Below are 19,128 nucleotides of genomic sequence, written 5' to 3' on the forward strand. Positions count from 1 at the left end.
AAAATGAGGCATACGCCTATTTTTCGGTTACCGTTAGAACAATGTTCAGAACGTTGGGCTGGTGCCGCATAACTCCCTGCGTTAGTTTCTCGCTGTTTATCAGCACGAAGCCACTGATGACGGAAGCACATAAATACTTATGAAAAAAAGTTATCCCACACTGCTGGCCACCCTAGTTTGGGCCACAATATACGGTCAGCCTGCTTATGCTGATCTTGCCTCCCAATGTTTACTGGGAGTTCCTGTTTATAACAAACCATTAGTACAAGGCGATCCTAACAGCTTGCCCGTCACCATCACTGCAAATGATATGCAAGGTGAATATCCTCGCATGGTCAAATATAAAGGTGATGTTGATATTAAACAGGGGAACCAAACCTTAAGTGCCGACAGTGTTGAACTGACACAAACTGAGGGAGAAACACCATTAAGAATGGTCACAGCAACGGGAAATGTGTCTTATGATGATCCTCAAATCATCTTAAAAGGCCCTCGTGCTTGGTCTAATCTTAATAATAAAGATACGGATATTGAGCAAGGTGATTACCAAATGGTTGGCCGCCAAGGCCGTGGTTACGCAAATAAAATGCAAATGCGTGGCGAAAACCGTTATACCATTATGGATAAAGGCATGTTCACCTCTTGTTTACCAGGAGATGATAGCTGGAGCGTTGTCGGCTCCGAGGTTATTTTAGACCGCGAAGAGCAAGTCGCTGAAATCTGGAACGCCCGTTTTCGTGTCGCCAATGTACCTATCTTTTACAGCCCTTACCTTCAATTACCCATTGGTGATAAACGCCGTTCTGGTTTCTTAATTCCTAACGGAAGCTATTCCCGTAGCTCAGGTTTTGATTTCTTACTGCCTTATTACTGGAATATCGCGCCTAATTATGATGCAACCATCAGTACCAACTATATCAGTCGTCGTGGTTTAAAATTAGATAATGAATTCCGTTATTTAACCACTCCAGGTGGCGGCACAATTGCCGTTGATTGGATTAATCACGATAGCCAATACAATAAAGATAAAGCAGAAAATAAAGCGGGCTATCTTCCTCGTGATACAGCAACCCGTTGGTTATTCTACTGGGGACATAACGGTGTCATGAACAATGTGTGGCGATTCAATATCGATTACACAAAAGTCAGTGATAACAAGTACTTTACTGATTTCACCTCTCAATATGGTAACACCACTGATGGTTATGCAACTCAGAAATTCAGTACGGGTTATGCACAACAGAACTGGAATGCTACATTAACAACCAAGCAGTTCCAAATTTTCTCAGATAATAAAGATGCAAGAGCTTATCGTGCAGAGCCACAGCTTGATCTCAATTATTATAAGAATGATATCGGGCCGTTTGATTTCCGTACTTACGCGCAATTTGTTCGCTTTACTAGTGTGGGAGATAACACCCCAGAAGCAAATCGTTTCCATATAGAGCCAACGATTTCGCTGCCTGCATCAACGGGTTGGGCAAGCTTTAATAATGAATTGAAAATTATGGCAACCCATTACGATCAAGACATTCCTGAGGCTTATAAGAAAAAAAATCCTAACCAATTAGATGACAGCGTTAATCGTGTATTGCCACAGTTTAAATCTGATATGAAGGTAGTGTTCGAGCGCCAATACCAAATCAATGATATTACACAAACCCTTGAGCCGCGCGTGCAATATCTTTATGTTCCTTATAAAAATCAGTCTAATATCAATAACTTTGACTCCGCATTATTACAATCAAACTATAGCGGGCTTTTCCGCGATAGAATGTATGGTGGTTTAGACCGCATTGCTTCTGCAAACCAATTAACCACCGGTGTAACTTCGCGTTTTTATGATAGCGAATTAGTTGAACGTTTTAACGTTTCTGTAGGTCAAATCTACTTCTTTGAGCGTCCAAGAACAGGTCCTTCTTCTATTGGTAATGAGATTATTAATAGCAAAGATGAAACAGGCTCAATGGTATGGGCAGGTGATGCCTACTGGCGGATCACTGATACCGTAGGTATGCGTGGTGGTTTACAATATGACCGTCGCTTAGGTAGCGTCTCAATGGGCGATGCGATTATGGAATATCGCGCAGATAGCGATCATCTTCTACAGTTGAGCTATCGTTATGTGGATCGTGACTATATCCAAGCAACGCGTGTTCGCCCTTATGATGGTGGTATTAATAAACTTCCTGAATACCAAAAAGGTATTTCACAAGTCGGTATCGTAGGAAGTTGGCCATTAGCAGAACGTTGGGGACTTGTGGGTGCTTATTACTTTGATACCAAAGAATCAGAGCCTGTTAGCCAAATGGTTGGTCTGCAATACAACACCTGTTGCTGGGCTGTGAATGTGGGTTATGAACGGAAAATTGTTGGCTGGAAAGTTGACCACAGCGATATTGATAATAAATGGTCTGTCAATGTGGAACTCAGAGGCCTAAGTAACAATCATAGTTTGGGTAGTCAGAAAATGCTTGAACGCGGTATCTTACCTTATCAAAGAGCATTCTGATTTAATCGAACTACGGAATTGGCTGAATAAATATGTCACCCCGCAATAAGATGCGGAAAATACATAATGGGAAACTTATGAAAAATTGGAAAACGCTGTTTATCGGCTTAATGATCACGGTCGGTGCAGCCACCAGCTCAACAACATTTGCTGCTCAAGAATTAAACCGTGTATCGGCTATCGTCAATAACGGTGTCGTTCTAGAAAGTGACGTCAATAGAATGTTACAAACGGTCAAAATGAACGCCAAAAATGCAGGTCAAGAAATGCCTGATGAGCAAGTTCTTCGCCAACAAATTCTAGAGCGTTTGGTGATGGATAACATCATTTTGCAAATGGCACAGCAAATGCAAATTGATATTCCTGATGCCGCAGTAGAATCTACCATTCAGGGTATTGCTGCTGAAAATAAACTCTCTCTTGAGCAACTGAAAAAGCGTCTTGCTGCTGATGGTATTTCTTATAACGAATATCGACAAGATATCCGTAAAGAGATGATGTTAGCCGAAGTTCGTAACAACGAAGTACGCCGCCGTATTACTATTTTGCCTCAAGAAGTTGATTCTCTTGCTAAGCAAATTGAAAGCCAAGCAAGCCAAAGTGTTGATCTAAACCTAAGCCATATCTTAATTCCATTATCAGAAAATCCTGCGCCAGCAGAAATAGAAAAAGCAAAGCAAGTTATTACTCGCATTATGAATCAGCTTAAAAATGGTGCAGATTTCGGTAAATTAGCTGCAACTTATTCTGCTGATCCACAAGCTTTAAATGGCGGTAATATGGGTTGGGCATCTATTGATGAATTACCAACGCTATTTGCAAAAGAGTTAGCAAATGCACAAAAAGGTCAAATCGTAGGACCTCTTCATTCTGGTGTTGGCTTACACATTATCAAAGTAAACGATATTCGTGGTGGTTCAAATACCCTTTCTGTTACGGAAGTTAAAAGCCGTCATATTCTGCTAAAAAGCTCGCCAATCATGAATGATGAGCAAGCTTATGCCAAGTTACAGCAGATCTCTGCCGATATTCGCAGTGGTAAAATGACTTTTGCTGATGCAGCAAAAGAGTATTCTGAAGATCCAGGTTCAGCATTACGCGGCGGTGAGTTAGGATGGTCAATGCCTGATGTTTACGATCCGGCATTCCGTGATGCGTTAATGCGCTTAAATAAAAACGAATTAAGCCAACCTGTTCGCTCAAACTTTGGCTGGCATTTAATTGAATTAGAAGACACACGTAGTGTTGATAAAACAGATGCCGCAAATAAAGAACAAGCATACCGTTTACTCTTCAACCGTAAATTTAATGAAGAAGTACAAAACTGGATGCAAGAGCTACGAGTTGGGGCTTATGTGAAAATAATGAACGAGAATAATGCAAACTAAGCAAATAAAACCACTTGTTATCACCCCCGGCGAACCAGCCGGGGTTGGTCCTGACCTTATTATCTCATTAGCACAAATGAGTTGGGATTTACCTTGGGTTGTTTGTGCTGATCCTCAATTACTTAAAACAAGGGCAGAGTTGCTAAACCTGCCTCTTTCATTAGTTGAATACGATCCTGCTACGCCACCTAAAACACACATACCAAACCAAATTTGTGTACTCCCAATCGCACTTCACACTAATGTCATTCCAAGTACATTAGATGCGCGCAACGGATTATACGTTGTAGAAACATTAGCTCGTGCTTGTGATGGCTGCCTAAATGGTGAATTTTCAGCACTCGTGACCGGACCTGTTCATAAAGGCATTATCAATGATGCCGGTGTGCATTTTACAGGACACACTGAATTTTTTGCTGATCGTAGCCACTGTGAACGTGTTGTTATGATGCTGGCGACAGATACATTAAGAGTCGCATTAGCAACCACACACTTACCCTTACGAGATGTGGCCGATGCAATTACAGGCGAGCTTCTGCATGAAATTATCACCATTTTAAACCACGATTTAAAAACCAAATTCGGTATAGCAGAACCTCAAATTTACGTTTGTGGCCTTAATCCTCATGCAGGAGAAAGTGGTCATATGGGACGTGAAGAAATTGATATTATAGAGCCTGCATTAACACAATTACGTCAGCAAGGCATTCATCTTCATGGACCTTACCCTGCTGATACCTTATTCCAACCTAAATATTTAACACATGCTGATGCGGTACTTGCGATGTATCACGATCAAGGATTACCTGTGCTAAAATATGAGGGTTTCGGTCGCGCCGTGAATATAACTCTCGGTCTTCCTTTTATCCGTACTTCTGTTGATCATGGCACCGCCCTTGAGCTTGCAGGTACGAAAAGCGCAGATGCTGGCAGTTTTTGCACCGCATTAAATTTAGCCATTAATATGATACAAAATTGTAATGAATAATAGAGTCCATCAGGGGCACTTTGCCCGCAAACGCTTCGGGCAGAACTTTTTAACAGACAGCTATATTATTGAAAGTATTGTTGAATCCATTTATCCTCAACCTGGTGAAGCCATTGTTGAGATTGGCCCTGGTTTAGGCGCAATTACAGAGCCAGTAGGTGCAAGAATGGATAAAATGACGGTTGTCGAAATCGACCGTGATTTAGCCGCTCGTTTAGAAGTTCATCCTACATTAAAAGACAAGCTGACCATTATTCAGCAAGATGCTATGACGATTGATTTTGCGCAATTAGCAAAAGAGCGTCAGCAGCCCCTGCGTGTTTTTGGTAACTTGCCTTATAACATTTCTACACCACTTATGTTCCACTTATTCAGTTTTGCTGACGCAATTTCTGATATGACATTTATGTTGCAAAAAGAAGTGGTCAATCGCCTTGTTGCTGGTCACGGCAGCAAAACTTATGGTCGCTTAAGTGTGATGGCGCAATATTATTGCCAAATCATCCCTGTACTTGAAGTTCCACCTACTTCATTTAAACCAGCACCTAAAGTTGATTCAGCAGTTGTTCGCTTGATCCCATACAAAGAAAAGCCATATCCAGTAACGGATATTGCAATGCTTAGCCGTATTACTGCTCAAGCATTCAATCAACGCCGTAAAACACTACGTAATAGCTTAGGTGGATTACTCACAGCAGAAGATATGATAGCACTTGATATCGATCCAACTGCAAGAGCAGAAAATATTTCTGTTGAGCAATACTGCAAAGTGGCAAACTGGTTATCGCAAAAGCAAGACTCACAAGCATAAGATAAAGCCAGAGACAGGAGGCACTATGTTCACCTCATCAAAAGTGGCGATACAGGTACAAAGCGTTTACATTGAAAGCCAATCTTCCCCTGAAGATGAACGATATGTTTTTGCTTATACCATATCAATTCATAATTTGAATAAATGTGCAATTCGCCTCCTGCGCCGCTATTGGTTGATCACCAATGCACAAGGTAATACCACTGAAGTTCGAGGTGAAGGTGTTGTTGGCGAACAGCCGCTTATTGAGCCTGGCACACAATATCGTTATACCAGTGGTGCCGTTCTTGAAACACCAATGGGAACAATGGAAGGTCATTATGAAATGATTGACACTGATGGTCGATTATTTCAAATAGAGATCCCTGTTTTCCGCCTTGCACTTCCAACATTGATAAACTAACTATGGCAACTTATTTAATTGGTGATGTTCATGGCTGTTACCATGAACTGCGCCACCTTCTTGATAAAGTCAGTTTCGATCCTGCTCAAGACACATTGTGGCTAACGGGTGATCTTGTTGCACGAGGTCCTGACTCGCTTGAAGTACTCCGCTTTGTAAAAAGCTTAGGCACTTCACTTAAACTCGTCTTGGGCAATCATGATCTTCATCTTTTAGGTGTATTTGCAAAAATTAGCCGCAACAAACCAAGAGATAAGCTGAATGATTTACTTAATGCGCCAGATGCAGATGAATTAATTAATTGGTTAAGACGCCAACCTGTATTGCAAGTTGATGAAGACAAAAAAATCATCATGGCTCACGCAGGGATCACGCCACAATGGGATTTAGAAACAGCCAAAATGTGCGCTCGTGAAGTCGAAGCTATTTTAAGTAGTGATAGCTACCCTTTATTTATTAACTCAATGTATGGTGATTTACCAAACAACTGGTCACCAGAACTTTCGGGTCTAGCACGATTACGCTTTAGCACTAATGCATTCACTCGTATGCGCTACTGCTTTCCTAATGGTCAGCTTGATATGATTTGCAAGGATAAGCCACAAGACGCGCCTGCACCATTAAAGCCTTGGTTCGATTTGCCAAGCCAGTTACCTGAAGGTTATAGCATTATATTTGGGCATTGGGCCTCTCTTGAAGGGAACGGCACTCCTGATAATGTTTATGCGTTAGACACGGGATGTTGCTGGGGTGGAAATCTCACTTGTTTACGTTGGGAAGACAAACAGTATTTCACTCAATCTAGCCTATCTGCTCCCAAATAAATCACTTATATCCCTTCTTTCTTGAAGCGCAAAAATGGCTACATTGCCTTTTGCGCTATGTGGGCTTTATCATCACATATTACCTAAATTACTCTTTTTTATTCTAAAGAGAACGTTTTATATACAAAAACGAACACTTTAAAATATCTCTAAATTTAATCATTAATAATCAATATGTTATTTTTTTTCATAGAAAAATAAGTGTAGAAAAACACAATATTGAGAATTAAAAATCTCTATATTGATTAATATCTCATATATTATTCTTATAAAATGAGTTTATTAAAATATAAATAATGTTTATTTTAAAATCCCACTCTTTTTATAAAAGGGAATATTTAAATAGAATAATAAATCTTATTTCTTATTGTTTTTATATAAATAAAATAGGAATAATAAAAAGGGAGATATTTAATCTCCCTTTTTATTTAATTCTTGTTATTTTCTTCTTTTTAATATTTCGAAGCAGTAGTTATGTGAGTTATTTTCATCTGCTTCATGGTATTCCATAAAGGTAGAATCCCACTCATCAGGCTCATAATCTGGGAATGTTGTATCACCAATAACTTCAGCATCAATATGAGTTAGATAGAGTGTATTTGCCATAGGCAGAAATTGCTCATACACTTTACCACCACCGATAACCATAATTTCTTCATGATTTTCAGCAGCTTGCAAAGCTTCTTCTACAGATTTAACCCAAACAACATCGCTATCTGTTCCTGGCTGGCTACTTAAAACAATATTAAGACGGTTCGGTAAAGGACGTCCAATAGACTCATAAGTCACCCGGCCCATAATAACGGGTTTATTTAACGTATTCTTTTTAAACCATGCGAGGTCACCGGGTAATGTCCAAGGCATTGCCTTTTCCATACCAATAATGCGATCCATCGCTAATGCTGCGATTAAACTAATATTCATTTACACACCTACGGGTAAAGATGGGAAAAAAACTGTTCACACTATACGTAAAGCTAAAACCTGAGTCGATACAAATTATGCTTCCTTGATAATAAATAATTGCTTTATACTCGAAGTGTTAACTTAATCATATAAGATTCAATCATTATAATATTGTTATATACAAGGTGCTATTATGCTTGAAACTTCTTTAGTTGTTTTTACAATTGCTTTACTTGGTATGATCTCACCAGGTCCTGACTTTTTTCTCGTTGTAAAAAATGCTGCACGTTATCAACGTTCTGCGGCAATGATGACTGCAATGGGAATTGTGGCTGCATTACTTGTGCATATGTCATATTGTGTTGCAGGTATTGCCGTTCTTATCACAACAACACCTTGGCTCTTTTCTATTTTGAAATATGCGGGTGCTGTTTATTTGCTATGGATTGGTTTTCAAAGCTTACTGTCAAAATCTAATCATTCGATTGATGAAAAAGCAGCACAACATTCACAAATCAGTTTTAAGAAAGCCTTTATGCAAGGTTTTCTCTGTAATTTACTCAATCCTAAAGCCACATTGTTCTTTCTTGCCGTTTTCACTCAAGTATTAAGTGTCGATTCAAGCATCGGTGAAAAATTGTGGTATGCCTTTATTATTTGGGGATTAGCTATCGTTTATTGGCCTTTACTTGTTTTATTAATTCAAAGTGCTCCAGTAAGAAAAGTGCTCAATAAAATCCAAAAAAGTATTGATAAAGTACTAGGTGTAGTACTAATTGGTTTGGGAATTAAAGTGGCGTTGAGTTAAGCTGTAAAATATCATATAGCCATAAGCTATATGATATTATTTTATTCAAAATAAAATGATAAGTCATTTAATGTATTTTGATTAAACCGTAGATAACTATTAATATTAGTTTCATTAATTTTTAGCTCATTAATAGTATTTTTAATGTATGATGCTTTGTTTCTATTCTCCCCTTTGTATTCTTCAAAAATTAATTTTATTTTTTCTTTATATATATCATTACTATTATCAAAAATTTCATACACCTCAAAATCAAAATCAATTGATTTTTTATCGTTCATCATGGCTTCTTTCATATAGGATGGTAATAATACTTTCAAATTATCACCAATTATCTTTATCTTTTCATTATTTCCAAAACTATTAAGATTCACTTTAATCTTTTCCAAGGTATTTTCTAGTTTTAATAGAAATATTTCATTTCTCATTTCCTTTTCTTTTAAAACATGAATAAACTTAATTAGGTTGATAATAGATTCTTCTTTATTTACTTTGTTAATTTTTTTCAGATCACTGATATTTTTTATTGTTCTAATTTTATTCTCTTCACTTTTTCCATCATCGTAAATAAGATCCAGTAATTTAAAAATACTCTCCTTATAAAAAAGATCATTTCTTGATATAAATTTAAATTCTTCCTCATTATCAGTTTTCTTTAATATATCTTCATTCTTTTTATTTTCTATCGAGCACATCAATTTATTTAAAATTGAATACAACAACAAGAAGTCACCTCTTGTTTTTATATTGTTTTTCAAATATTTATTAATGAATTCATTTTTATCTATATCACTTTTCATCCTTCTTTGTAAAAACGAGGAAATTTTATTATTAAGATTATAATAATCTATTGTAATTCTATTAGAGTTTATAACTTTCTTATTTTTTAATGAGTTTAAAAAGTAGAAGTTATTTACTTTTTCATATTCACTATTTTTTAAAATCGAATTACAACTTGTTTTAATATTTATTATTTCCTTTATAAAATCAAAAATCCTTTGAAAAAAACCACTTTTCTTATATGAAAGAATAAAACTTCTATTTACATTATCAATTTTATCAATTAATTTTTTTATGCCACGTTCACCATTTCCCTTTTCTCCTTTATGATGAATAATATATTTTATATCTTTTAAAGTAGTATTATTAATAGTAATCATAACATCTCCTTTTTTATCACTTAAAAATAAAACAACAACATTAAATTTAATACAAAAAAAAAGCCCTTATGAATAAGGGCTTTAAATATTAAAAAATAAATTTAGAAATTAATTTTTAGTGTTGCATTGATACCACTGGAGCTTACATCACTATTATATTGACCTTGGTAAGACAGCCCGAACGTGGTTGATTTACTTAATTGCGCATCAACACCTAAGCCAACACCAAATAAATTATCCAGCTTACCACCGCGTAATGTTGCATCACCAGAATTTGATAAGAAGAGACGTGATTCAGGACGATTATCACCAAACAGATGGCTTGCAGAAATATCGCCTCTTAATGCCATATTTATATTGCCTGCCATAAATGGATAGCCTCCACGTAAACCGATAGTACCCACTTGAATATCTTGTGAGTCTGTCTTAGTGGTAAATTTCATATTACCGACATTTTCATTGATATCGTCAGTTGATACACGCAACCAGCTAAATCCAGCATATGGCTCAATAGCGTACTGATTAGTATTGAATTGAGTATAAGCACCTTCTAAGAAAATTTGAGTAATTTTTGCATCATAACTTGTAGAGTTATAACCTGCATTTTGTCCTACCCAAAGTGTTCTTTTAGCATCTCTATCTTGGTTAGTATGTGTGAAACCATAGTTTAACGAAGCCACGTCATACAGATTAGACAAACCGTAAGCACCAATATGAATATCGTTGCTGTCTATTTTACCGTGTTCATTACCTTTATATTTGGTTGAACCCGCACCAAAGAAGAGACCGGCTTTGGTATTTTCGGTCACATCAATTTCTGCGCCTAATAAACCAACATAGAAATCAACATCCATATTGCTGTGACCATAATCAGTATTGCCCCATTGGCCAATGCCTGTCATCCAAATACGTGCGTTACTGTTATCCAAATTAGCATAGCGACCTTGACCAATACCCATAGCTTGATCTTTCACTGTACGCGTTAACCCTAACACATTGACGACACTCGCACTGTTGGCATTTAAATACATATCACTGCCTAATGATCCGTAGGTCTTATTCAGATCTCTTTCATTCATAGGAAGTACTGCATTAAATAAATCACCACTGCCTGTATTGTCTAACGCATTAGCAATAGAGCGGCCATTTTCATTATTTGCAAAAGTTGCCAGTGAGGTATTTTCTTTCTTACTTAATGTACCTGTAATGGTGTTGTCTTTTACAGAGACATTTTTATCAAATAATGCATAATCATTATTTGAAGCAATATCGTTATTCGCTAACATTTTAGTTTTAACTCGATTATCAACTAAATTGTCTGCATTAACTGTACCTGTTGCGACCGTGTTATTAAGGTAGATATCTTTTAATTGACCTTCACTATCAGCACCAATATCTAAACTTGCACCTTTGTTTAAGGTCATATCACCAACATTAACATCATGCCCTACAGTGACTAAATAAGCCCCTTTATCGTTGATATTAATATTGGCTTTATGACTCTCATTTGATGCTAGTTGACCTTGTTGTGTGAAAGTGTCGTTATAACGATCGATAACACTTAATTTACCGCCATTCACATTGACCGCTTCTGTGCCAAACGATTCTGTAAAGCCATATAACGTACCTTGTTCGACTGTTGTACCGCCACGATAAGTATTATCGCCAGTCATCACTAATGTACCTTCGCCTTTCTTAACTAGAGCGCCATCATATAACCCAGCGTTAATTTTCGCTTGAATAGCATCAGCCCGTTTTTGGTAATACTCTTTACGCCATTTTTCAGCGTCTTCTTTGCTGACAATGTGTGAGGTTGGATCTGGGTTACCATCGTTGATAACAAAATCAGTTCCTAAAACATAATCACCACCAGCAGCAATGCCTTTATCTGTATATTCCTGCAACCATGCGAGATCTTCTTGTTTACGTAAATCTAGCGCGGTTTGTGAAATATCGTTTGTCCAAACATCGATAGGTGTCATGCTTAAGTTATATTCAAACTTCCCTAAGAATTGACCAGGACCATACATCCCTTTATCTAAATCAGGAGTACCCCAACCATAACGGACATCTGGCGTACCTTCAGCCGCAGTCCAGCTATCATATAAAGAGCCATCTGGATTACGGTGATTAGCCGTTGTGAACATCACATCACGGACTTGGATAGCATTCATAGATCCGTAACGTGACATCAATACACCCATCGCACCAGTAACATGAGGTGCAGCCATTGATGTCCCGCTAAAGGTATCCCAACCTGCATTTCCCTCTTCATCAACAACTGACGAATAAATGTAACGACCCGGTGCAACAACCGTCCACCATTTCGCATTTCCTGCTTCATTAAAGATTTTTTCTAATTCATAACCCGACTTATCCGCATTCTGTTTAAGACCCGCAACAGCAATCCAATGTTGTTCAGCTTCAGGATTAAAATAAGGATAAAGAGGACGATAATAAGGTTGAGCAAAGTCACGGTTACCTGTTGTAAAGACTTGAACAACATTAGTGCCTTTTACAGCGTCATAAGCGGCATCAACAAAAGAAGGTTTATCACCATAGACTTTTTTAAAATAGAAATATTCGTATTCTGTTTGTGCCGTGGTATCTACAGGCATATGTACGGTTGTATTACCGCCATCAGGCCCTGTAGTTGGAACTGTGTTAATAATACGAGGGTTTGTTCCCCAACTGTTATTAATCACTTGAGCGCCAGCATCCACCATCGCTTTCCAGCCAGTATAGAAATAAGTGTAATCTTGATAAGGACCATAGTTATTGCTATCTGTTGCGCCAGTATTTCCTAAATAAACATCTGCACCCCATGCAACCCCATGCATACCATTACCGTCACGACTTGCACCTACGGTTCCTGTAACGTGTGTCCCATGTGTATCATTCACACCTTTGATCCAGCCACCATCAACATCAAAGGCTTGGCCTTTCTCATAATGTCCCCCCATTTCTTGAGGGTAACGCATGCCTGTTGAACCATATTGACCTTTGGCTTTTACCGCATGGAAGCGCGCATCATTTAATTCTGGATGTGACAATAATGCACCAGAGTCCATTACACCGATTTTGGCACCTTGCCCATGAAAACCAAGTGCATAAGCACTAGAGGCATTCATCGCAGCAAGCCCCCAGTCTTTTTGATATTCTTGGCTTTCCCAACTTTTTGTATCTCCTAATTGCCCAGCTTCTGAATATGCTACGGAATATCCAGAAAAAAGAAGTGCTGATGCAACAATGGAAAGTTGAAATATATTATTATTTATTTTATTTTTTTTATTCATTTTGTGATGATGACTTAAAGCTATTTCTTTGTTCATTCTGTACCTTCAGTTATATTAAAATTTAATAACATTAATTAAGGATCAAAAATAAAAGACGCGAAGATTCTCTAGTTTCTAGAGAAATAATTACTTGAAGGGCATCTCAAAAATATGATTTCATGCCACAAAAATAGATAGATTGACTACACAATCACAAATTAATAGATAGATTAAACAAGATTAGATCATTTATTGTTATATTACAAACAAGCAAAATTAACCTACTTCAATATTAACCTCATTGATAATAATATTTAAATCAACTTAATAAAGAGAACTTAAATAAATAAACAAAAATATCAAATTAATTAACAATTTTTTGAGAATATTTTTCTCTATTTAACTTTAGCCTAAAAAAATATAATCCACATTATTTTTAATATAAAAAAAAACAGTATCTTTATTTTAAAAATACTGTTTTCTTTTTAATTTGGTGTTACTACTTAGTTTTATTCTGAAGGTGTGATTTCCATTTGCCCTACCATACCTTTATCTGCATTTTCTAATAACTGACTGTAATATAAGAAAGGGAAATGCGAATAAGAAGGCTGTTTTAATTCCACCAGCAATTCACTTTGAGTCTCAATCCAAACGGTATCTTTCCAACCAAAATCTGCTGGAGCTGGTTTCTGACCATTATGGTTAATCACTTTAAAACGGGCGCCTTCAATATGAAATGCTTGTGGTGTCGGCACTGTTACAAGCCAACGCTCCCACCCATTTTGCTTACCCACTAAATCAATTCTTGAAAGCTCCCAACGCGCATTATTTATTCCCGGAGGGCTGTTATGCAGTTGAATAGTTCTAGGCTGAATAGAAGTCGTGATTTGTGTGTCATCTACCGCTAATTGTGCGGGTGCTTTGTCTGTCACTAATGACATTAATCCGGTTGGTTTAATGGTTAGTATATTGGCATTACGTAATAAATCAGACGGTTCAAAAATACCTCGAAGCCTATCCATAAAGCCGGCACTTTGCCCTGCGGTAATGGTGACTTCACCACCTTCAGACATATCAACCAATATTTCACGTCGCTCACCCGGAGCCATTGGAATTGATTTCAGCTCCACGGGAGACGTTAATAACCCCTGATCAGAAGCGATAAGGTAAAGAGAACGACCATCATTTGCAGTTAATTCATAACGACGAGCATTAGATGCATTGACTAAACGTAAGCGTATCCAACCTCTAGAGACTTCGATATAAGGATCTTCACGTCCATTGACTAGCAATGTATCGCCATAGAAACCATCACTAGCGGCTTCTTTGTCGTATTGTGGTGTACCAAAATTATCAATTCGCTTATCTTGAATAATGATCGGAAAGTCATTCACTCCATAATGTTTTGGTAAAGGTAGGGATTTGCTCTCTTCATCTTCCACAATCCACATTCCCACCAATCCATTATAAACATGAGGTGCCATTTTAAAGGGCGTATTGGCGTGATACCAACATGTTGCTGCTTTCTGACGAATAGGCAATACTGGCGACCAATAAGCACCGGGTGACATTAATCTTGCCGCACCGCCGACTTGGGTCCCCGGAACTAATAAGCCGCTTACTGTCATTGATACCGCTTCATTAAGGCGGTTACTATAAATAAGTTTTATATCATCGCCACTTTTGACTTTGATTGTCGGTCCCGGAGTGGAGCCATTGATCCCCCAAACTTCCGCTTTTTGCGTACCATTAAATGCCCAATGCACATTTTGCAATGTCAAAAACAACGGCTGACCACGACGAGATTCCAACAATGGCGGTATAGGTAATTGTTTATCATTAACTGATTCAGCACGAACAGAAGAAGATATAGAGCCCAGACATACCGCTAAGCCTGAAGCCTGAATAAACTGGCGACGACTAAATGACATACTTTCTCCGCAACAAAATACAAATATTCCTATCGCATAATCAAAAATACTGTGACAGGAAAAAAGCTGCTGTGATTTAAAGACAAAAGGACTTAAATGAAATTACGGGAGCATAATAGCGCGGATATGACATAAATCCTAAAAATAGTTGATAACCAGCACTCTAAATAATTCAAAGTGCAATTAGGCGACAAGTGAATGAGTCGCTAGGAATATGTATAAGTATGTAACTAGTGCGAATAAGCGTAGTCAATAACCTTGCACCTTGAAGTATGACAAGTATAACAATATAAGCCTGAAGATCAGGCTTATATTCATACAAACAAAGAAACTAAATGAGTATTAATTTAATTTACCGGGAAAATCACGCTTATTCATTTCTTCAACTTCTTTATCTAGCTCTTCGATTTTCGCTTTCATAATTTGACGACAATCTTCTGCTAATTCTCGAACTTGATCTTTGCCGTATTTTGAAACATCAATTGGAGGCAACATTTCAACAATAACGTAACCATTATTCCAACGATTTAGCTTAATTTTACCTTGAGTTGTAGAAACACAAACAGGAATAATAGGCACCCCTGCTTGAATAGCCGCATGGAATGCACCCGTTTTAAATGGTAAAAGACCACGACCACGACTACGAGTTCCTTCAGGGAACATCCAAACAGAAATCTTCTTCGATTTAATTTGATCGGCTACTTGTGAAATAGTGCCATGCGCTTTAGAGCGATTTGCTCTATCAATTAAAATATTACCCGTGATCCAATACAATTGACCAAAGAAAGGAATAAAAATTAAGCTTTTTTTACCCACTGTTACGGTATTAGGTTGTACCGCATTGGACATCGTCACCATATCAAAATTGTTTTGATGGTTTCCAATATAAATACTGGGGCCATAGTTTTTTGCATCTTTTGGAAAACGTTCAACAAGCTTAATGCCAAAAACAGTAGATAACTTGCCAAATGCTCGTCCGTAAGTCATTACATGTTTAGGATTTCTTGGTGAAAACATGCAATAAATCATTCCAAACGTCACCACAATAATGGTGTAAAGAATGACAATAATGCCTCGAATAATGGCTAACATAAGTTTTAGCGTCCTAAATAGAAGTGGGTCAAAAGACCCACTCAATATAAATTAAGTATTAGATTTAATTTGTTTCAATATCAATATGATCGATAACTTGAGCGCCGCGAGGTAAAGAAGTTCCTCGACGTCCACGTTTTGCTTTAAAGCTAACTAATTCATTCATCGACATTGTCATTTTACGTTTACCAAAATGCAGAGTAACAGAGGCATTTTCAGGTAATACTCGTAACCAAGCGACGTTATCTTCACCACTTGCTGCTTGTGAAGCAGGAATAGAAACCATCTGATTTCCTTTTCCTTTTACCATAGTTGGTAGTTCTGCTGCTTCAAAAATCAGCATTCTACCGCCTTTAGTAATGATCATAATGAGATCAGTTAGTTCATTATTCAAGCGTTGTGGCGGTAATGGTAATGCATTTTCAGGTAAAGTCAGTAGTGATTTTCCTGCTTTATTTTTAGAAGTTAAATCATCAACCTGACAGATAAAACCATAACCGGCATCAGACGCCATTAAGATCTTATCGGTGTTTTCGCCCATAACAACATGACGTAATTGCGCACCTTTCTGGACTTTTAATCGTTCAGTTAGCGCATCGCCTTTGCTACGACCAGAAGGTAAGGCATCAACATCAACGGTATAACTTTGTCCTGTGGTATCAATTAAGTGTACCGGTTGATTACTCATACCTTCAACGGCATCAAAATAATCATCACCAGATTTAAAGCCTACCGTTTTAGCATCAATATTATGTCCTTTTTGGCAACGAATAAGCCCTTTTTCAGACATAATGACGGTAACCGCTTCAGGATGTAGATGTTTTAACGGAATAGGTTCATCACCGGCATTACCGCTAAAATAGTTGATCTCTTCAGCTTTAAGCACTTCTTGCTGACCATCAACAGTAAAGATTAATGCTTCATCTTTAGGTGCAAACAGCATTTGTTCAATCACATCACCTTGCTCTTTCCCTAAAGCAACAAGACGTGTACCACGCCCTTTTTTATTCATTTCATTCAGTTGTTCTGCTGAAATGGCTAAAATACGTGTTTTGTCAGTGATGATAATAAACCAGTGTTGCTCATTTTTCTTTTGAGGATCAACTAAGAACGGCGCTAATAATTCAGTCTCTTCAGAAACAGTAAGTAGCCCTTTACCTGTCTTATTCTTCGTTTCCATCTCATCATAAGAGAGGACCGAGCCATAACCTTCTTTTGTTGCCAGTAAATATTCTTGCCCAGCACTTCCCGCTAACATGTATTTTACGCTGGCTTCAGGTGGGAAAGTTAACTTACCGGTTAATGGTTCGCCTTGGCTACGTCCTGAAGGCATATCATTGGGGCTTAAGGTATAGCTTCGACCTGTGGAATCAAGGAACAGAACAGGCTGATTACTCATGCCTCGTACTGCACTGTGATAACTATCTCCTGCGCGATAACTCATACCACTAGGATCAATATCATGCCCTTTTGCATTACGTACCCAGCCCATTTCAGACAACACAATGGTGACAGGCTCTGATGGCAACATATCTTGCTCATTCACCACTTTCGCCTCTTCTTGAGGACGAATCGGCGAGCGTCGATCATCACCAAATTCTTTCGCGTCAGCTTCAATCTCTTTTTTCAGTAAAGTATTTAAACGACGTGGTGAACTTAACAATTTCTCAATGCTATCGCGTTCTTTTTCAAGCTCTTCACTTTCGCCTTTTAGTTTCATCTCTTCAAGTTTGGCTAAATGACGTAAACGTAACTCTAAAATAGCTTCAGCTTGAATATCGGATAACTCAAAGCGACGCATTAATTCTGCTTTTGGCTCATCTTCATGACGAATAATTTCAATCACTTCATCAATATTGAGATAAGCAATTAATAAACCTTTGAGAATTTCTAAGCGACGTAAAACTTTCTCTAAACGATGATTTAAGCGGTTGGTCACTGTTTGGCGACGATAAACTAACCATTCGTTTAAAATAGTCAGTAATCCTTTTACTGCTGGACGATTATCTAACCCAATCATATTTAGGTTAACGCGATAACTTTTCTCCAAATCAGTATTCACAAACAAGTAGTACATTACTTGTTCTAAATCAACGCGATTACTACGAGGAACAATAACAAGTCTAGTAGGATTTTCATGATCAGATTCATCACGTAAATCTTCAACTAAAGGCAGTTTTTTTGCTCGCATCAATGCTGCAATTTGCTCAAGTACTTTGGCACCAGAAACTTGATGAGGCAATGCAGTGATCACCGCACATCCTTCTTCTTTCTGCCACACAGCCCTCATTCTGACAGAGCCACGTCCTGTTTTATAAATCTTTTTGATATCGTCTTGCGCGGTAATAATTTCAGCTTCAGTCGGATAATCAGGGCCTTGAACATATTGCATCACGTCAGATAACCCTGCATCAGGATTATCTAAAAGCATCACTAAAGCTTGTCCTATTTCACGCGCATTGTGCGGTGGAATATCTGTTGCCATCCCAACCGCAATACCAGTTGTGCCATTAAGCACGATATTAGGTAAGCGTGCAGGCAACATTTTCGGCTCTTGCATCGTGCCGTCAAAGTTAGGGATCCAATCTACCGTACCATGTCCTAATTCACTCAATAATGTTTGTGAATATTTAGAAAGGCGTGATTCGGTATAGCGCATCGCGGCGAAAGATTTTGGATCATCCGGCGCACCCCAGTTACCTTGTCCATCAATTAACGGATAACGGTAAGAGAACGGCTGAGCCATCAGTACCATTGCTTCATAACATGCACTATCACCATGTGGATGATATTTACCTAGCACGTCACCAACAGTACGGGCTGATTTTTTAAATTTAGCGCTATTACTTAAACCAAGCTCTGACATCGCATAAACAATGCGACGTTGCACGGGTTTTAGCCCATCTCCAATAAAGGGTAATGCACGATCCATAATGACGTACATGGAGTAGTTGAGATAGGCATTTTCTGTAAATAAGTGGAGCGGTTGGCGCTCTACACCATCATGAGTCAATTCACTCATTCAATTTT

The 19,128-nt window shown here is 37.9% G+C and carries 13 protein-coding genes and 1 pseudogene; 7 read left to right on the plus strand and 7 right to left on the minus strand.

Going from position 1 to position 19,128, the window contains the following annotated elements; genetic code table 11:
- The first annotated feature begins 139 nt into the window (after nucleotides 1-139).
- From lptD to apaH, 6 genes are read left to right on the plus strand one after another with little or no spacing between them, the layout of a single operon-like run.
- Nucleotides 140-2,512, plus strand: coding sequence for an LPS assembly protein LptD (lptD, locus tag BTA34_RS13475; protein ID WP_151436007.1), 2,373 nt, complete (start codon nucleotides 140-142; stop codon nucleotides 2,510-2,512).
- A gap of 50 nt (nucleotides 2,513-2,562) precedes the next feature.
- Nucleotides 2,563-3,900 carry a peptidylprolyl isomerase SurA gene (gene surA, locus BTA34_RS13480; protein WP_151436008.1) on the plus strand — a complete coding sequence of 446 codons (1,338 nt, stop codon included), beginning with the start codon at nucleotides 2,563-2,565 and terminating at the stop codon, nucleotides 3,898-3,900.
- The gene (pdxA, locus tag BTA34_RS13485; protein WP_151436009.1) at nucleotides 3,890-4,888 is read left to right on the plus strand and encodes a 4-hydroxythreonine-4-phosphate dehydrogenase PdxA; all 999 of its coding nucleotides are present in this window, start codon (nucleotides 3,890-3,892) and stop codon (nucleotides 4,886-4,888) included. The genes surA and pdxA overlap by 11 nt, the downstream gene beginning before the upstream one ends.
- Entirely contained in the window at nucleotides 4,881-5,699 is an 819-nt protein-coding gene (rsmA, locus tag BTA34_RS13490) for a 16S rRNA (adenine(1518)-N(6)/adenine(1519)-N(6))-dimethyltransferase RsmA (RefSeq protein WP_088494662.1), read from the plus strand. The genes pdxA and rsmA overlap by 8 nt, the downstream gene beginning before the upstream one ends.
- Before the next feature lie 25 nt (nucleotides 5,700-5,724).
- Nucleotides 5,725-6,102 carry a Co2+/Mg2+ efflux protein ApaG gene (gene apaG / locus BTA34_RS13495; RefSeq protein WP_006535978.1) on the plus strand — a complete coding sequence of 126 codons (378 nt, stop codon included), beginning with the start codon at nucleotides 5,725-5,727 and terminating at the stop codon, nucleotides 6,100-6,102.
- Nucleotides 6,103-6,104: 2 nt separating this feature from the next.
- Nucleotides 6,105-6,926: a bis(5'-nucleosyl)-tetraphosphatase (symmetrical) ApaH gene (gene apaH, locus BTA34_RS13500; protein WP_151436010.1), complete on the plus strand. Its 822-nt coding sequence runs from the start codon at nucleotides 6,105-6,107 to the stop codon at nucleotides 6,924-6,926.
- Between the two features lie 438 nt (nucleotides 6,927-7,364).
- On the opposite strand, the gene folA is transcribed toward apaH, so the two are convergent.
- Nucleotides 7,365-7,850, minus strand: a complete 486-nt coding sequence (gene folA / locus BTA34_RS13505) for a type 3 dihydrofolate reductase (protein WP_088494660.1) — start codon at nucleotides 7,848-7,850, stop codon at nucleotides 7,365-7,367.
- Nucleotides 7,851-8,025: 175 nt separating this feature from the next.
- Between folA and BTA34_RS13510 the strand changes: the two genes are divergently transcribed.
- On the plus strand, nucleotides 8,026-8,640 hold the full coding sequence (locus BTA34_RS13510) for a LysE family translocator (protein WP_151436011.1): 615 nt from the start codon (nucleotides 8,026-8,028) through the stop codon (nucleotides 8,638-8,640).
- 41 nt (nucleotides 8,641-8,681) lie between these two features.
- On the opposite strand, the gene BTA34_RS13515 is transcribed toward BTA34_RS13510, so the two are convergent.
- The 6 genes and pseudogenes from BTA34_RS13515 to parC all read right to left on the minus strand — a co-directional run.
- Nucleotides 8,682-9,800 (minus strand): hypothetical protein, encoded by a 1,119-nt coding sequence (locus tag BTA34_RS13515; protein ID WP_151436012.1) that lies wholly within the window; start codon nucleotides 9,798-9,800, stop codon nucleotides 8,682-8,684.
- 101 nt (nucleotides 9,801-9,901) lie between these two features.
- Complete coding sequence (pta, locus tag BTA34_RS13520; RefSeq protein WP_151436013.1) at nucleotides 9,902-13,132, minus strand: autotransporter Pta; 3,231 nt, start codon at nucleotides 13,130-13,132, stop codon at nucleotides 9,902-9,904.
- A 452-nt stretch (nucleotides 13,133-13,584) separates the two neighbouring features.
- On the minus strand, nucleotides 13,585-15,006 hold the full coding sequence (gene ftsP, locus BTA34_RS13525; RefSeq protein ID WP_151436014.1) for a cell division protein FtsP: 1,422 nt from the start codon (nucleotides 15,004-15,006) through the stop codon (nucleotides 13,585-13,587).
- Between the two features lie 342 nt (nucleotides 15,007-15,348).
- Nucleotides 15,349-16,098 carry a 1-acylglycerol-3-phosphate O-acyltransferase gene (locus tag BTA34_RS13530; protein WP_151436015.1) on the minus strand — a complete coding sequence of 250 codons (750 nt, stop codon included), beginning with the start codon at nucleotides 16,096-16,098 and terminating at the stop codon, nucleotides 15,349-15,351.
- A gap of 64 nt (nucleotides 16,099-16,162) precedes the next feature.
- Nucleotides 16,163-16,888, minus strand: coding sequence for a DNA gyrase C-terminal beta-propeller domain-containing protein (locus BTA34_RS18545; RefSeq protein ID WP_416202682.1), 726 nt, complete (start codon nucleotides 16,886-16,888; stop codon nucleotides 16,163-16,165).
- Between the two features lie 51 nt (nucleotides 16,889-16,939).
- A pseudogene (gene parC, locus BTA34_RS13535) lies at nucleotides 16,940-19,120 on the minus strand (DNA topoisomerase IV subunit A); the annotation flags it as partial.
- Nucleotides 19,121-19,128: the final 8 nt, after the last annotated feature.

The organism is Proteus sp. CD3 (assembly GCF_008808075.1).
GTDB classification, from domain to species: Bacteria; Pseudomonadota; Gammaproteobacteria; order Enterobacterales; family Enterobacteriaceae; genus Proteus; species Proteus appendicitidis.

What these genes read in the sequence shown, in the direction of transcription:
- lptD (WP_151436007.1), top strand. Translation starts at nt 140, where the DNA reads ATGAAAAAAAGTTATCCCACACTGCTGGCCACCCTAGTTTGGGCCACA.
- surA (WP_151436008.1), top strand. Translation starts at nt 2,563, where the DNA reads ATGCGGAAAATACATAATGGGAAACTTATGAAAAATTGGAAAACGCTG.
- pdxA (WP_151436009.1), top strand. Translation starts at nt 3,890, where the DNA reads ATGCAAACTAAGCAAATAAAACCACTTGTTATCACCCCCGGCGAACCA.
- rsmA (WP_088494662.1), top strand. Translation starts at nt 4,881, where the DNA reads ATGAATAATAGAGTCCATCAGGGGCACTTTGCCCGCAAACGCTTCGGG.
- apaG (WP_006535978.1), top strand. Translation starts at nt 5,725, where the DNA reads ATGTTCACCTCATCAAAAGTGGCGATACAGGTACAAAGCGTTTACATT.
- apaH (WP_151436010.1), top strand. Translation starts at nt 6,105, where the DNA reads ATGGCAACTTATTTAATTGGTGATGTTCATGGCTGTTACCATGAACTG.
- folA (WP_088494660.1), bottom strand. Translation starts at nt 7,850, where the DNA reads ATGAATATTAGTTTAATCGCAGCATTAGCGATGGATCGCATTATTGGT.
- BTA34_RS13510 (WP_151436011.1), top strand. Translation starts at nt 8,026, where the DNA reads ATGCTTGAAACTTCTTTAGTTGTTTTTACAATTGCTTTACTTGGTATG.
- BTA34_RS13515 (WP_151436012.1), bottom strand. Translation starts at nt 9,800, where the DNA reads ATGATTACTATTAATAATACTACTTTAAAAGATATAAAATATATTATT.
- pta (WP_151436013.1), bottom strand. Translation starts at nt 13,132, where the DNA reads ATGAACAAAGAAATAGCTTTAAGTCATCATCACAAAATGAATAAAAAA.
- ftsP (WP_151436014.1), bottom strand. Translation starts at nt 15,006, where the DNA reads ATGTCATTTAGTCGTCGCCAGTTTATTCAGGCTTCAGGCTTAGCGGTA.
- BTA34_RS13530 (WP_151436015.1), bottom strand. Translation starts at nt 16,098, where the DNA reads ATGTTAGCCATTATTCGAGGCATTATTGTCATTCTTTACACCATTATT.
- BTA34_RS18545 (WP_416202682.1), bottom strand. Translation starts at nt 16,888, where the DNA reads ATGTCTGAAAAAGGGCTTATTCGTTGCCAAAAAGGACATAATATTGAT.